This is a genomic window from Micromonospora reichwaldensis (genome assembly GCF_031845925.1).
Lineage (GTDB): Bacteria > Actinomycetota > Actinomycetes > Mycobacteriales > Micromonosporaceae > Micromonospora > Micromonospora reichwaldensis.
The window spans coordinates 94,315-108,956 of record NZ_JAVRFL010000013.1 but is presented as its reverse complement, the minus strand read 5'-3'; the positions used below and the strand labels follow the sequence as shown (position 1 = coordinate 108,956).

Annotated in this window: 13 protein-coding genes and 1 pseudogene; 8 read left to right on the top strand and 6 right to left on the bottom strand. The window is 73.3% G+C overall.

Going from position 1 to position 14,642, the window contains the following annotated elements:
* Positions 1–94: 94 nt before the first annotated feature.
* Positions 95–2,101: a protein meaA gene (locus RM555_RS13400; RefSeq protein ID WP_311412041.1), complete on the top strand. Its 2,007-nt coding sequence runs from the start codon at positions 95–97 to the stop codon at positions 2,099–2,101.
* Between the two features lie 99 nt (positions 2,102–2,200).
* On the opposite strand, the gene RM555_RS13395 is transcribed toward RM555_RS13400, so the two are convergent.
* From RM555_RS13395 to RM555_RS13385, 3 genes are all read right to left on the bottom strand, one after another.
* A complete protein-coding gene (locus RM555_RS13395) occupies positions 2,201–2,503 on the bottom strand; it encodes a DUF1540 domain-containing protein (RefSeq protein WP_151454877.1) in 303 nt (100 codons plus the stop codon).
* A gap of 61 nt (positions 2,504–2,564) precedes the next feature.
* Positions 2,565–3,500, bottom strand: a complete 936-nt coding sequence (locus RM555_RS13390) for a polysaccharide deacetylase family protein (protein WP_311412040.1) — start codon at positions 3,498–3,500, stop codon at positions 2,565–2,567.
* A 304-nt stretch (positions 3,501–3,804) separates the two neighbouring features.
* Complete coding sequence (locus RM555_RS13385; protein WP_311412039.1) at positions 3,805–4,422, bottom strand: DUF4126 domain-containing protein; 618 nt, start codon at positions 4,420–4,422, stop codon at positions 3,805–3,807.
* 71 nt (positions 4,423–4,493) lie between these two features.
* On the opposite strand from RM555_RS13385, the gene nucS reads away from it, so the two are divergent.
* On the top strand, positions 4,494–5,153 hold the full coding sequence (gene nucS / locus RM555_RS13380) for an endonuclease NucS (RefSeq protein WP_311412038.1): 660 nt from the start codon (positions 4,494–4,496) through the stop codon (positions 5,151–5,153).
* Positions 5,154–5,206: 53 nt separating this feature from the next.
* Here the strand turns inward: nucS and RM555_RS13375 are convergent, their stop codons facing one another.
* Together RM555_RS13375 and RM555_RS13370 are read right to left on the bottom strand one after the other, a co-directional pair.
* Positions 5,207–5,884: a methyltransferase domain-containing protein gene (locus RM555_RS13375; protein WP_311412037.1), complete on the bottom strand. Its 678-nt coding sequence runs from the start codon at positions 5,882–5,884 to the stop codon at positions 5,207–5,209.
* Between the two features lie 68 nt (positions 5,885–5,952).
* Positions 5,953–7,449: an aldehyde dehydrogenase family protein gene (locus RM555_RS13370; RefSeq protein WP_311412036.1), complete on the bottom strand. Its 1,497-nt coding sequence runs from the start codon at positions 7,447–7,449 to the stop codon at positions 5,953–5,955.
* 262 nt (positions 7,450–7,711) lie between these two features.
* Between RM555_RS13370 and RM555_RS13365 the strand changes: the two genes are divergently transcribed.
* From RM555_RS13365 to RM555_RS13340, 6 genes and pseudogenes are all read left to right on the top strand, one after another.
* The gene (locus tag RM555_RS13365) at positions 7,712–8,176 is read left to right on the top strand and encodes an FHA domain-containing protein (RefSeq protein ID WP_311412035.1); all 465 of its coding nucleotides are present in this window, start codon (positions 7,712–7,714) and stop codon (positions 8,174–8,176) included.
* A 99-nt stretch (positions 8,177–8,275) separates the two neighbouring features.
* Positions 8,276–9,334, top strand: coding sequence for an alpha/beta fold hydrolase (locus RM555_RS13360; protein ID WP_311412034.1), 1,059 nt, complete (start codon positions 8,276–8,278; stop codon positions 9,332–9,334).
* Positions 9,335–9,529: 195 nt separating this feature from the next.
* A complete protein-coding gene (locus RM555_RS13355; protein WP_311412033.1) occupies positions 9,530–11,317 on the top strand; it encodes a 3-hydroxyacyl-CoA dehydrogenase family protein in 1,788 nt (595 codons plus the stop codon).
* Positions 11,318–11,358: 41 nt separating this feature from the next.
* A pseudogene (locus tag RM555_RS13350) lies at positions 11,359–11,472 on the top strand (sigma factor); the annotation flags it as partial.
* Positions 11,473–11,742: 270 nt separating this feature from the next.
* Complete coding sequence (locus tag RM555_RS13345; RefSeq protein WP_172896372.1) at positions 11,743–12,069, top strand: hypothetical protein; 327 nt, start codon at positions 11,743–11,745, stop codon at positions 12,067–12,069.
* A gap of 66 nt (positions 12,070–12,135) precedes the next feature.
* Positions 12,136–12,945 carry an alpha/beta hydrolase gene (locus tag RM555_RS13340; RefSeq protein WP_311412032.1) on the top strand — a complete coding sequence of 270 codons (810 nt, stop codon included), beginning with the start codon at positions 12,136–12,138 and terminating at the stop codon, positions 12,943–12,945.
* A 169-nt stretch (positions 12,946–13,114) separates the two neighbouring features.
* On the opposite strand, the gene RM555_RS13335 is transcribed toward RM555_RS13340, so the two are convergent.
* The gene (locus tag RM555_RS13335; protein WP_311412031.1) at positions 13,115–14,332 is read right to left on the bottom strand and encodes an AI-2E family transporter; all 1,218 of its coding nucleotides are present in this window, start codon (positions 14,330–14,332) and stop codon (positions 13,115–13,117) included.
* Positions 14,333–14,642: the final 310 nt, after the last annotated feature.

Sequence of the window (14,642 nt, the reverse complement as noted above, 5' to 3'; positions counted from 1 at the left end):
CCCATGTCGGGCGCTTCGCACCCGGGTTTCCGCTCCATGGAGCTGTGTGGTTTTCCACAGCTCTGGTGACTGAACGGTAACTTAGACTCCCGCCATGGACGAGAAGGCTCTCCCCGGCCGGCTGCCCGAGCGCGACCGCCCCTGGGTGATGCGCACCTACGCCGGGCACAGCTCGGCCGCGGCGACGAACGCGCTCTTCCGCCGCAACCTCGCGAAGGGGCAGACCGGCCTGTCGGTCGCCTTCGACCTGCCGACCCAGACCGGCTACGACCCCGACCACGAGCTCGCGGCCGGCGAGGTGGGCCGGGTGGGCGTCCCGGTGGCGCACCTCGGCGACATGCGGGCCCTCTTCGACGGCATTCCGCTGGCCGAGATGAACACGTCCATGACCATCAACGCGCCGGCGATGTGGCTGCTCGCCCTCTACGGCACGGTCGGCGAGGAGCAGGGCGCGGAGCTGGCCCGCTGCGCCGGCACCACGCAGAACGACATCATCAAGGAGTACCTCTCCCGGGGCACCCACATCTTCCCGCCGGCGGCGTCGCTGCGGCTGACCGCCGACGTCGTCGCGTACACGCTGCGCGGGATGCCGCGCTGGAACCCGGTGAACATCTGCTCGTACCACCTCCAGGAGGCCGGCGCGACGCCGGTGCAGGAGGTCGGCTTCGCGCTCTCCACCGCCGTCGCGGTGCTCGACGCGGTCCGTGACTCGGGGCAGGTGCCCGCCGAGCGGATGGGCGACGTCGTGCAGCGGATCTCCTTCTTCGTCAACGCCGGGGTGCGCTTCGTCGAGGAGATCGCCAAGATGCGGGCCTTCGGCGCGCTCTGGGACGAGATCACCCGCGAGCGCTACGGGGTGGAGAACCCGAAGCAGCGGCGGTTCCGCTACGGCGTGCAGGTCAACTCGCTGGGCCTGACCGAGGCGCAGCCGGAGAACAACATCCAGCGCATCGTGCTGGAGATGCTCGGCGTGACGCTCTCCCGGGACGCCCGCGCCCGCGCCGTGCAGCTGCCCGCCTGGAACGAGGCGCTCGGCCTGCCCCGGCCGTGGGACCAGCAGTGGTCGCTGCGCATGCAGCAGGTGCTCGCGTACGAGTCGGACCTGCTGGAGTACCCGGACCTGTTCGAGGGCTCGCACGTGATGACGGCGCTGGTCGAGGAGATCGTCACCGGGGCCCGGGTCGAGCTGGAGAAGGTGCTGGAGATGGGCGGCGTCGTGGCGGCCGTCGAGACCGGCTACCTCAAGAGCGCGCTGGTCGCCTCGCTGGCCGAGCGGCGCCGCCGGATGGAGTCCGGCGCCGACGTGGTGGTCGGCGTCAACCGGTTCACCGAGACCGAGCCGTCGCCGCTGACCGCCGCCGGCGCCGAGTCCGTCGAGCAGGTCGACCCGGCCGTCGAGGCGGCGGCCACTGAGGCCGTACGCCGGTGGCGATCCGGGCGGGACGACGCGGCGGTCGACGCGGCACTGGCCCGGCTGCGCGCGGACGCCGCGACCACGACGAACCTGATGCCGGCGACGCTGGAGTGCGTGCGGGCCGGGGTGACCACCGGCGAGTGGGCCGGCGCGCTGCGCCAGGTCTTCGGCGAGTACCGGGCGCCCACCGGCCTGACCGGCGCCGCCGGGGCCGGCGGGGACGCCACCCTGGCCGCCGTCCGGCAGCGCGTCGCCGCCACCGCCCGCGAGCTGGGCAGCGGCCGGCTGCGGCTGCTCGTCGGCAAGCCCGGCCTCGACGGGCACTCCAACGGCGCGGAGCAGATCGCGGTACGCGCCCGCGACGCCGGCTTCGAGGTGGTCTACCAGGGCATCCGGCTGACCGCCGGGCAGATCGTCGCCGCCGCCGTCGAGGAGGACGTGGACCTGGTCGGCCTCTCGGTCCTCTCCGGCTCGCACCTGGCGGCGGTACCGGCGGTGCTGGACGGCCTGCGCGCCGCCGGCCGGCCGGACCTGCCGGTGGTGGTCGGCGGGATCATCCCCGCCGGCGACGCGGAGCAGCTCCGCGCCGCCGGGGTGGCCCGGGTCTTCACGCCGAAGGACTTCGCACTGACCGGGATCATCGACGAGCTGGTCACCGTGGTCCGGGAGGCCAACGGCCTGCGCTGAGGGAAGGCCCCCGGCGAGGGCACGCGTCGCCAGGGGCCTGTCCGTCGAGCGGTGCGCCTCGCCGGGGGTACGCGCCGACCCGGCGCGCCCCGGGCGCGGTCAGCGGCTGACGTAGGTCATGCAGTCGGCCATGTCGTTGTCGGGGCCGACCTTGATCGACGGCGCGTGGCACTCCAGCTGCTCGTTGTGCTGGCAGTCCGCGCGCTGGCAGGCGCCCACCTGGGCGGTCATGCCGCCGTCGACCCCGCCACGGACCGCCGGCATCTCGACGAAGGTGTGGCAGTGCGCGTGGTCCGGGCTGCCGATGGTGATGGCGAAGGCGTGGCAGTCGTTGGTGTGGTTGTACGAGCACGCCGCCACGACACATTCCTGGACGCGGGGCATCTCCACTGCTGCGGTCATGGTGACCTCCTATAGAGTCGTGCCCCAATTTTAGGCTTTTGTGGGTTTTGTCGAGCCTGGTTCAGCCCACTCCGAGCACCTCCGACAGCGGGGCCGGCACGAGACCGCGCTCGGCCAGCCCGGCCAGGATGTGCGGCAGCGCCTCGTCCGTCATCGGCGCGTTCGCCTCCGTCACGTGCAGGACGATCACCGATCCCGGACGCACCCCGTCCAGCGAGGCGCGGACCACCGGCCGCCAGGACTTCGCGAACGGGTCGCCGCTGACCACGTCGCCGTCCACCACCGTCACCCCCAGCGGCGCCAGCGCGGCCAGCGCCTTCCGGTCGTGGCACAGCCCGGGGAAGCGGAAGTACCGGGTCTGCCGCCCCCCGTACGCGGCCACCACGTCGAACGTACGGGCCACGTCGGCGGTCATCTCCCGCTCCGCGATGCGGGGCAGGCCGTAGCAGTCCGGGGTGAAGGCCAGGTGCCCGTACGTGTGGTTGGCCAGCTCGAAGCGCGGGTTCGCGGCGAGTCGGCGGGTCACGTCCGGGTACTGCTCCACCCACTTGCCGGTGAGGAAGAAGGTGGCCGGCACCCGCTCCCGTTCCAGCAGGTCGATGATTTTCAGGTTCGCGTACGACCGCACCGCGCCGCTGCGCAGTTGGTACCGCATCGCGTCCGTCATGTCGGCGTCGAAGGTGAGCGCCACCTTGTTCCCCGTACGCGGCCCGTGGTCGACGACGGGCGGCCTGGTTCCGACCGGCGTCGCGCCGGGGACCGTCGCCGCGGGCGCGGCGGGGGCCGTGGCCTCCGGGGCAGCCGGGGCCACCGTCCTTGCGGGCGCGGTGGGGGTCGTGGTCTCCGGGGCGGCCGGGGCGCGATCCGTTGCCGTGATGCGGACGATGGCGGCGTCGGCCGGCACGCGCAGCGGGCTGGGGAGGACGAGGAGAGCCGCGGCGGCGACGACGGCGGTGAGGGTCGCGACGAGCGGAACGCGGGGGATCTTCACGTGCACCGGGAGATGATGACAGCGCCTGACATTTCCTGCGTGCCCGCTGCCGGGCGTACTGCGTGAACTGAAGGGTCTGAAGCAGGTCGACGGGTGGCAGGACATGCCGCTGACGAAGGCCGCGCAGACGGTGCAGGTGTCGGCCTACCCCGACCACTACGCCCAGTGGGAGCAGATGGCCGCCGACCTGGTCGCCGAGCACTGGAACAGCTGACGACAGCAACTGAACGCCGCTCTGGCCGGCACCCCGAGGTGGGGTGCCGGCCAGACGCATGTCCTGGGGCGGGGCGGCGGTCGGGGCGTACGACGATCAGACGCGGAAGCCGGCGGCCCGCGCCGCCTGACGCTCCCGGCGGCGGTCGGACCGGCGGCGCACGAACCAGAAGACGAAGACGACCAGCCCGAGCAGGAACGCCAGCACCAGCACCGGCAGGATGATCGCCACCACCGACATGGCCGCGCTGGTGGCGTCCTCGGCGGTGCTGGCCACGGGTGCGCCGACGCCGGCCGTGGTCGCGTTGATGACCGGTCGGGCGGCGGACTTCAACAGGTGTACGCCGAGGGCGATCACCACCCCGGCCACCACGGGGACCCACTGGCTGGACGAGAAGAAGGTGTCAGGGTCGCTGACCGTCACCGTCTCCGAGGACGAGCCCGCGCCGAACGCCAGGCCGCCGGCGGTCGGTCGGACCACGGTCTGCACGACGTCGTTGACGTGGTCGACCACCGGGACCTTGTCGGCGACGACCTCGACGACCAGGAGCACCGCCAGGATCGCGATCACCCAGCCGTTGCCCAACCACTGCCACCCGCCGGGCAGGTCGATCAGGCTGGTGTAGCGGGCCAGGAGACCCATGGTGAGCAGGGGGATGTACGCGTTCAGCCCCGCCGAGGCGGCGAGACCGGTACCGGTGAGAACTTCGAGCACCGTCTCAGCATCGCACCGGCGCGCCAGTGCCGCTCGGTGGCGCGGGCCGGGGTCTCGGCTACCCTCGTCGGGTGCGGTTGGTCATTGCGAAGTGCTCGGTGGACTACGTCGGACGGCTCTCGGCCCACCTGCCGCTGGCGACCCGGTTGCTCATGGTGAAGGCGGACGGGTCGGTGTCGATCCACGCCGACGACCGGGCGTACAAGCCGTTGAACTGGATGAGCCCGCCCTGCCGGTTGGAGGAGGCCCCCGGCGTCTGGCGGGTGGTCAACAAGGCGGGGGAGGAGCTGCGGATCACCCTGGAGGAGATCTTCCAGGACACCTCGTACGAGCTGGGCGTCGATCCGGGCCTGCGCAAGGACGGCGTGGAGGCGCACCTCCAGGAGCTGCTGGCGGCCAACCCGGAGGCCCTCGGCGAGGGGTTCACGCTGGTCCGCCGGGAGTACATGACGGCGATCGGCCCGGTCGACCTGCTCTGCCGGGACGCCAACCAGGGCGCCGTGGCCGTGGAGGTGAAGCGCCGGGGCGAGATCGACGGCGTGGAGCAGCTGACCCGGTACCTGGAGCTGATGAACCGCGACCCGCTGCTCGCCCCGGTCGCCGGGGTCTTCGCGGCACAGGAGATCAAGCCGCAGGCCCGGGTGCTCGCCACGGACCGGGGCATCCGCTGCGTCGTCGTGAACTACGACAAGCTGCGCGGCATCGAGCGCGACGAGCTCACCCTGTTCTGACGGACGCCCCCGCGACATCGCGGGGACGCCCGGAGGCCGGGCCCGCCGCAACGTCAACGGGGCGGCTCCGGCGGGCCGTCCGCGCGGACGGCGATCAGCGACTTGGGCAGGCCGGCGACCCGCTCGACGAGGATCCGCGAGCCGGGGAAGTAGTGCCGCATCTGCGAGCGGTCCAGCAGCTCCGTCCAGAGCACCTGGTGGATGGCGGCCTCGTGGCTCCGGGTCGGCTTGTGCCCGAGCGGCCAGCGGCGGGCGAACGCGGTCCGCAGCCGCACGGGGAGGAACTGCATCCCCGGCGCGATCCAGTGCGGCTCGATGGGGAAGTAGCGGTAGGGCGTCTGCACCCAGTGCCGGTCGCCGAGGTTGCGCACGGCGTCCGCGAAGCGCAGTCGCCGCTCGTGCCCGCCGACGTGCTCCAGCACGGAGTTGGAGAAGACCAGGTCGTAGCGGCGCGCGGTGATCCGGGCCGGCAGGTCGCAGGCGTCGGCCCGGTCGACCTCCGCCCACTCCGGGACGTCCGTGGGCGGTCGCTCCAGGTTGACCACGTGTACGCGCGCCGGCCGCACGTCGGCCCGGGTCCAGGTGCCGAGCCGGCCACCCAGGTCGATGACGTGCATCTTCTCCAGGTCAGGGAACGTCTGGACCAGCCAGTCGGCGCGGCGACGCCGCTGCCGGGCACTCCACGACCGGTCACTGTCGACGAGGTGGAAGCGCAATCGATGGGGGCGCATTTAACGCAATGTACCGCTCCCACCACGTTGGACACATGTGAGGGTGTTCATGATCGGTTATCTGACAGTCACCTGCCGTACATGACCTTGATGGCCTTCACGAGCCGGGCGACGTCGGCCGGCGTCCGTTCGAAGGTCGTCGAGGGTAGCAGCGACCGGGCCCGCCGCCGGGTGATGGCCTTGGCGCGGCTGAACTCGCGCAGCCCGTCCTCGCCGTGGATGCGCCCGAAGCCGGAGTCGCCGACGCCGCCGAACGGCAGGGTGGACATCCCGGCGAAGGTCAGCGCCGAGTTCACCGACGCCATGCCCGAGCGCAGCCGCCGGGCGATCGCCACCGCGCGCCGCCGGCCGAAGACCGAACCCCCCAGGCCGTACGACAGGGCGTTGGCGCGGGCGACGGCCTCGTCGGCGTCGCGGACCCGGTTGATGGTCAGCGTCGGCCCGAACGTCTCCTCGCGTACGGCGGCGGAGTCCTCCGGGACGTCCACCAGCACGGTCGGCCGCACGTACGGCGGCTGCACCGCGTCCGCGCCGCCGAGCACGGCCCGGCCGCCCCGGGCCAGCGCGTCGTCGATGTGCCGGCGGATCACGTCGACCTGGCTCGGCATGGTGATCGGGCCGATGTCCGCGTCGTCCGGGCCGACGGTCAACCGGCCGGCCCGCTCGACGACCTTGCCGACGAAGGCGTCGAAGACCGGCTCGACCGCGTAGACCCGTTCGATGCCGATGCAGGTCTGGCCGGCGTTGGTCAGCGCGCCCCAGACGCACGCCTCGGCGGCGGCGTCCAGGTCGGCGTCGGCGTCGACGATCATCGCGTCCTTGCCGCCCGCCTCCAGCAGCACCGGCGTCAGCGACTCGGCGCAGGCCGCCATCACCTTCCGCGCGGTGGCCGACGAGCCGGTGAAGGCCACCTTGTCCACCCCGGAGCGGCAGAGCGCCGCACCGACGTCGCCGAGCCCGTGCACGGCGGTGAACACCGGCTGCTCCGGCACCACCTCGGCGAACGTGTCGACCAGCCACTGCCCGACGACGGGGGTGTACTCGCTGGGCTTCAGCACCACCGCGTTCCCCGCCGCCAGCGCGTACGCGGCGGAGCCGATCGGGGTGAAGACGGGGTAGTTCCACGGGCCGATCACGCCGACGACGCCGTACGGCTGGTATTCGAGGTGGGCGGAGAACTCGGCCAGGACGAGCCGCGAGCGGACCCGGCGGGGGCCCAGCACGCGGCCGGCGTTGCGGGCCGCCCAGTCGATGTGCTCGACGGCGCTGACGAGTTCGACGACGGCGTCGGCGACCGGCTTGCCGCCCTCGACGTGCACCAGCTCGGCGATCTCCTCGATCCGCCGGGCGAGGAGGCTGCGCCAGCGCAGCAGCCGCTCCCGGCGCCCGCCGAAGCCGAGCCCGGCCCACCACTCGCCGGCCGCCCGGGCCCGCTCGACCGCCCGCCCGACGTCCTCGGCGGTGGCGACCGGCAGGCGTCCGGCCTCCGCGCCGGTCGCCGGGCTCGTCGACACCAGCCGACCGTCCTCGATGACCGGGGTACCCGGGACACGCACAGCCGTCATGGCGGAAGTCTAGACCCGAGGATTACTCGCCGGTAGGGCCGCGACGGCCCGGTCCCGCCCGTCGGACCGGCCGGGGACGGCGGAACGGGGTGGACGGCGGTCGGCCGGACTTGTGATGATTCTTCCGCCGGAGGGCGCCGAATCGTCGAACGCGAGGTGTCCGGCCGGGGACGCGGAGGTGACCATGCGGGGGTGGAGGCGACTACCGTGTGGTGGCAGGCTGACGCGCGGGGTGACCACGCGGGGTGGAGGCTGACTTTCCATGGAGGACCATCCGGAACTGAGACCGTTGTTGACGGTGGCCGGTGGGTCGATGCGGGGGCTGAGCGTCCGGGTGGGCCCTGAGCGGCAGGTCATCGGCAGGGGGTCGACCGCCGACATCGTGGTGCACGACGCCCACCTGAGCCGCCGGCACGCCGAGGTCTGGCTGACGGGCGAGGGGGCGGCGCTGGCGGATCTGGGTTCCACCAACGGCACCTGGCTGAACGACCGGCGGATCACCGGCGTGGAGCGGCTGGCCGACGGGGACGTGATCCGGCTCGGCCGCACCGAGCTGCGCGTCTTCGACCCGGGCGTGGCGCGGACCGACCCGGTGGGCTTCAGCTTCGGCGAGCCGCGCCGGGACCGCCGCCCGACCCTGCCGCTGCCGATCGCGGCGCAGGCCACACCGGCCGTCGACGCGGTGACGCCGGTGGCGCTTCCGGCGGTGTCGTCCGCGCCGTCCTGACCGGCACCGACGGCGGATGCCGGCGCACACCTCCGGGCCGGGGAAGGTGGCGGGCCGGCCCATGGACGCGTCCGGCACCCTCGTGGCAGCATCCGGCGGATGGAGACCGGACAGCGGCAGGTGTCGGCGAACGGCATCACCCAGGCGATGCGGGTGGCCGGGCCGCCGGACGGCGTTCCCGTACTGCTGATCCACGGCAACTGCTCGTCGGCGGCCTTCTGGGAGCCGCTCGTGCGGGGACTGCCGGCCACCCTCCGGGTGGTCGCGCCCGACCTGCGCGGCTACGGGCTGACCGACACCGCCCCGGTGGACGCGACGCGGGGCCTGCGCGACTTCGCCGACGACGTCGCCGCGCTGCTCGACGACCCGTCCCTCTTCGCGCCCGGCGCGCGGCCGGTGGTGGTCGGCCACTCCCTCGGCGGCGGGGTGGCGATGCGACTGCTGGTCGACCATCCCGACCGGGTGGGCGCGCTGCTGCTCGCCGCTCCGGTCTCGCCGTACGGCTACGGCGGCACCCGGGACCTGGCGGGGACGCCGACCACCCCCGACTTCGCCGGCACCGGCGGCGGCACCGCCAACGGGGACTTCGTCAGGCGGCTGGCCGCCGGTGACCGGGGCGCGGACAGCCCGGCCAGCCCGCGCGCCGTGCTGCGGGCCACCTACGTGGCGGACCCGGCCTCGCTCGGCGACGACGAGGACCTGCTGCTGGACAGCCTCCTCTCCACCGCGACCGGTGACGACAACTACCCCGGTACGGCGGCGGCCTCGGCGAACTGGCCCGGCACCGCCCCGGGACGGCGCGGCGTGCTGAACGCCCTCTCCCCGGCGCACTTCCGGATCGCCGACGAACTGGTCGCCGTGGCCGGGAAGCCGCCGATCACCTGGATCCACGGGGACGCCGACGTGATCGTCTCGGACACCGCGATGATGGACCTGGCCCACCTGGGCTCGCTGGGCGTGGTGCCCGGCTGGCCGGGGGAGGCGGCCTGCCCGGCGCAGCCGATGGTGGCGCAGACCCGGGCGGTGCTGGAGCGTTACGCGGCGGCCGGCGGGGCGTACCGCGAGGTGCTGCTGCCCGGCTGCGGGCACAGCCCGCACCTGGAGCGGCCGGCCGAGTTCGTCGCCGAGCTGCTGGGGCTGGCCGACACGGTGGCCTGATCGACGGGCGAGCCCGACCGGCGCGGCGAGCCGACCGACCGCGACCCGACCCGCCCGGCCGGACGGCGCGCGCAGCCCCGCTGGGCTCGTGAAATTTCCCACGGCGCCTCGACAACGCAACGTCACGTGGCAGACTCGCGCGCATAACCTTAATGGTCGTTAACGCGGCTGTGCGGAGCATCGAGGAGGCTGGTCGTGGCGCGTGATTTCACCAGCGTGGGCGTTGTGGGTCTGGGCACCATGGGTGCCGGCATCGTCGAGGTATTCGCGCGCAACGGGGTCGACGTCGTCGCGGTGGAGGTCTCCGAGGACGCGCTGGAACGCGGCCGGGCCATCCTCACCGGGTCGACGGACCGGGCCGTGGCCAAGGGCAAGCTCGCCGAGGCCGACCGGGACGCGCTGCTGAGCCGCGTACGGTTCGCCGTCGGGCTGGACGCGCTGCACGCGGTGGACCTGGTCATCGAGGCGGTGCCCGAGCACCTGGACCTCAAGCAGCGGATCTTCGCCGAGCTGGACCGGGTCTGCAAGCCCGAGGCGATCCTGGCCACCAACACCTCGTCGCTGAGCGTCACCGAGATCTCCGTCGCCACCAGCCGTCCCAACCAGGTGATCGGCATCCACTTCTTCAACCCCGCCCCGGTGATGAAGCTGGTCGAGGTGGTCCGGACGGTGGTCACCTCCGCCGACGTGGTCGCCGACGTGGAGGCGCTCTGCAAGCGGCTCGGCAAGGTCGACGTCACCATCAGCGACCGGGCCGGCTTCATCGCCAACGCGCTGCTCTTCGGCTACCTCAACCACGCCGTCGGGATGTTCGAGGCGCACTACGCCACCCGCGAGGACATCGACGCGGCCATGAAGCTCGGCTGCGGCCTGCCCATGGGCCCGCTGGCGCTGATGGACCTGATCGGCCTGGACACCGCGTACGAGATCCTCGACACCATGTACCGGCGCGGCGGGCGGGACCGACGGCACGCCCCGGTGCCGCTGATCAAGCAGATGGTCACCGCCGGGCTGCTCGGCCGCAAGTCCGGCCGGGGCTTCTACACCTACGAGCGGCCGGGCTCCCCGGTCGTCGTACCCGACGAGCAGACGCCGGTGGCGGCGGAGGCCGCGCTCGCCGGCACCGCCGCGATCGCGAAGGTCGGCGTCGTCGGGTCCGGGACGATGGCCACCGGCATCATCGAGGTCTTCGCGAAGGCCGGCTACGAGGTCGTCTCGGTGACCCGGGGCGCGGAGAAGTCCGCAAAGGTCTTCGAGGCGGTCAAGACCTCGCTCAACAAGGGCGTGGTGCGCGGCAAGCTCAGCGAGGCGGACCGGGACGCCGCGCTCGGCCGGATCAACTGGTCGGCCACCCTGGACCACCTCGCCGACGTCGACCTCGTCGTCGAGGCCGTGGTCGAGGAGTTGAGCGTCAAGAAGGCCCTCTTCGCCAGCCTCGACGAGATCTGCAAGCCGGGCGTCGTGCTCGCCACCACCACCTCCTCGCTGCCGGTGATCGACGTCGCGATGGCCACCCAGCGGCCCGCCGACGTGATCGGGCTGCACTTCTTCAACCCGGCGCCGCTCATGCCGCTGGTCGAGGTCGTGGAGACCATCCGCACCTCGGCCGAGACCACCGCCACCGCCCGCGCGGTCTGTGCCGCGCTGGGCAAGACGGGCGTGGTCTGTGGCGACCGGTCCGGCTTCATCGTCAACGCGTTGCTCTTCCCGTACCTCAACGACGCGGTGAAGATGCTGGAGGCGAGCTACTCCACCGCCGACGACATCGACCACGCCATGAAGCTGGGCTGCGGCTACCCGATGGGCCCGTTCGAGCTGCTCGACGTGGTCGGCCTGGACGTCTCGCTGGCCATCCAGCGGGAGCTCTACCTGGAGCTGCGCGAGCCGGGCTTCGCCCCCGCGCCGCTGCTGGAGCACCTCGTCACGGCCGGCTACCTGGGGCGCAAGAGCGGCCGGGGCTTCCGCGACCACACCCGTCGCTGACCCGGTCAACACCGCCCGCCGGTGACGGCTGTCTGCATGGTGTGACCTTCGAGGAGTACGTCGGCAGCCGAGGCCCCGCCCTGATGCGGCTGGCCCGGCTGCTGACGGGTGACGAGCACCGGGCCGAGGACCTCACCCAGGACGTCCTGGCCCGTACGGCGGGCAACCGGACGATCGGCGACCGGTCCGCCTACCGCTACCCGCAGGGCGACCGGTTGGAGCTGCTCGGCATCCCCAAGGCCCACCTGATCGTCGAGTTCGGCTGGCCGTACGAGGGCTTCACCGAGGCGGACGCCGCCGTCCTGCTGGGCGGGGCGCGGGTGGCCGCCGATCCCGGTGACCCGGAGACCTGGGACTGACCAGCGGCGGGGCCGGCCCGCCCACCCCCGGGCCGGTCCCGCCGCCGGCCCGTACGCTTGGCAAGCGTGAGCCCCCGTCGCAACCGACCCCGCCGCGATGACGCCGCGCACCTCGACTCCGACCGGGCCCGGCAGGGCGTCGCCTCGGTGCAGCAGTGGCGCGACGGCGACTGGCAGGTACGCGGCATCAGCGGCGGCGCCTCCACCAAGACGTACCGCTGTCCGGGCTGTGACCAGGAGATCCGGCCCGGGGTGGCGCACCTGGTGGCGTGGCCGGCGGACGGGCGGGGCGACCTGACCGACCGGCGGCACTGGCACAGCGGGTGCTGGCGGGCCCGGGACCGGCGCGGGCCGGTCGTCCAGCGCGGTCGCGGTGCTCCCCGCTACGGCTGAGCGATCTGGATCACGCTGTTTCCGCCCCGCCCGGCGGTTCCCGGCCGCACCGGCGAGACTGGTGGGGTGAGCACACCGATCCGCGCGTCCTCCATCCTGCCCGGGCACCGCGAGGACATCGAGCTGCACACCGCGGACGGTCTGCGGCTGGTCGGCGAGTTGGCCCGCCCGCTGGACCGTGACCCGGTGGGCACCCTCGTCTGCCTGCACCCGCTGCCGACGCACGGCGGGATGATGGACAGCCACGTGTTCCGCAAGGCGGCGTGGCGGCTGCCGGCCCTGGCCGACCTGGCGGTGCTCCGCTTCAACACCCGGGGGACCACCAGCCTGCGCGGCACCAGCGAGGGGGCCTTCGACAACGCGGTCGGCGAGCGCTTCGACGTCGCCGCCGCCATCGAGTACGCCGAGTTCCACGAGCTGCCGAACGTCTGGCTGCTCGGCTGGTCGTTCGGCACGGACCTGACCCTGAAGTACGGCTGCGACCCGGCCGTCGTCGGGGCGATCCTGCTCTCCCCGCCGCTGCGCTTCTCCGACCCGGCGGACCTGGGGCACTGGACGGAGTCCGGCAAGCCGCTGACCGCGCTGGTGCCCGAGTTCGACGACTACCTGCGCCCCGACGAGGCCCGGGAGCGCTTCGCTGCGGTGCCGCAGGCCGAGGTGGTCGGCGTGCCCGGGGCGAAGCACCTCTGGGTCGGCGACGCCGAGACCGTGCTGGACGAGGTGGTCCGCCGGGTCAACCCGGCCGCCGCCGTGCCGCTGCCGACCACCTGGGACGGCCCGATGGAGACCGGCGACGTCAGCGCGTACGCCGACCGCACGGTGGCCTCCTTCGCGGACCGTCCGGTGCCCGGCCCGCCCGCCGGCCAGGCCGGCTGACCCGCCCTCCGCCGCGCCGCCTCGCGCCGCGGACCCGCCCTCCGCCGCGCGCTCGCGTCGTGGACCCGGCCGACCCGGTCCACCGTGGCCGCCCGGTCCGGCCGTCGCGGACCGGTCCACCCGTGGTCGACCGGTCCACCCGTGGCCGACCGGGCCGGGCCGGGCGGGGTCAGCGGGACTCCTGCCGGGGCAGGACCACCTCCCGCAGGATGAGCTGGAGCGCGGCCACCGCCGGGATCGCGATCAGTGCGCCGACCACGCCCAGCAGGGAGACCCCGAGCAGGGCGGCCACCAGGGCGGCCACCTCGTTGACCGACACCGACCGGCGCATGATCTTGGGATAGATCAGGTAGTTCTCCACCTGCTGGTAGATCAGGAAGAACACCGCACAGGCGATGCCGACCGGCAGGTCCGTGGCGAAACCGACCAGGCTGACGATCACCGCGCCCAGGGTCGCGCCGATCTGCGGGATCAGGTCCGTCACCGCGACCACCACGGCCAGCGCGAACGGGTACGGCAGACCGACGATCAACGCGAAGACGAAGGTGGACACCCCGGCCAGCACCGCGATGCTGAGCGCGCCGACCATGTACGCGCCCACCTTGGTCAGGATCTCGTCCCCGATCAGCCGTACCCGCTCCCGGCGCGAGCGGGGCACCAGCGAGTAGCCCAGGTCGCGGAGCCGGTCGAAGTAGGCCAGGAAGTAGATGGTCAGCACCAGCACGGTCAGCCCCCGGAAGACCGTGCCGAAGATCAGTTGGGCGCCGCCGAGCACCCCGCCGAGGGCCTGACCGACCGTGTCCGCGTTCGCCGCGCTCTGCACCCGCTCCATCAGGTCGTACCGCTCCACCAGGTCGTTGACCGTCTCGTTGCGGCGCAACGCCTCCAGGTAGCTCGGTAGCTGCTCGATGAACTGCCCGGTCTGCGTCACGATCGGTGGCACCAGGGCGAACAGGCCGCCGCAGAGGAGCAGCACGACCGTCAGCGCGACCACCGCCACGGCGAGCCCGTGCGGCAGCCCCCAGGACCGCAACCGGACCACCGCGGGGTGCAGGCCGACGGCCAGGAAGAGCGCGATGACCACCAGGACCAGGATGCCGGCCGCGTTGCGCAGGCCCAGATAGAGGGCGTACGCGAGCAGTACCCCGGCCGCGCCGGTGAAGCCGACCAGGAAGCTGCTGCGCTTCAGCGGCCGCCCCGGCGTACCGAACCGGCTCGACCCGTTCCCCGCCGGCTCGCCGTCGTCTGTCGTGCCCGTGGTGCCTGTCGGCCTGTCGGCGTGTTCGGGCGCGGTGGCGTGCTCCGGCTTCCGGTTCCTGTCGCCCGGTGCCGGGGCGCGGCCGGGCTCCCGGTCGCCGCTCGACGCCATCGGTCCGTCGTCCGCCATCGGACCTCCCTGGATCGATTCCCGCAGGACGGCCCGACCACGGCTCACGTCGGCGATCCCACCCGGGAGCGTACGCCGCAGGCCCGACCGTGCCACCCGCCCGAGCCGTGCCACCCGACCGAGCCGTGCCACCCGACCGAGCCGTGCCGTGCCGTGCCATCCGACCTGGCGGTGCGACCGGCCCGGGCGGTGCGACCGGCCCGGGCGGTGCGACCGGCCCGGGCGGTGTGACCCGCCGGGCGGTGCCACCGAGGCCAGCCAACACCACCTCTCCGCGCACCCTCCGGGTGCGGGCAGGACCGAAGTCCTG

Coding starts and splice junctions, on each gene's coding strand:
- RM555_RS13400 (WP_311412041.1), top strand. CDS start 95: ATGGACGAGAAGGCTCTCCCCGGCCGGCTGCCCGAGCGCGACCGCCCC.
- RM555_RS13395 (WP_151454877.1), bottom strand. CDS start 2,503: ATGACCGCAGCAGTGGAGATGCCCCGCGTCCAGGAATGTGTCGTGGCG.
- RM555_RS13375 (WP_311412037.1), bottom strand. CDS start 5,884: ATGCGCCCCCATCGATTGCGCTTCCACCTCGTCGACAGTGACCGGTCG.
- RM555_RS13370 (WP_311412036.1), bottom strand. CDS start 7,449: ATGACGGCTGTGCGTGTCCCGGGTACCCCGGTCATCGAGGACGGTCGG.
- RM555_RS13365 (WP_311412035.1), top strand. CDS start 7,712: ATGGAGGACCATCCGGAACTGAGACCGTTGTTGACGGTGGCCGGTGGG.
- RM555_RS13360 (WP_311412034.1), top strand. CDS start 8,276: ATGGAGACCGGACAGCGGCAGGTGTCGGCGAACGGCATCACCCAGGCG.
- RM555_RS13335 (WP_311412031.1), bottom strand. CDS start 14,332: ATGGCGGACGACGGACCGATGGCGTCGAGCGGCGACCGGGAGCCCGGC.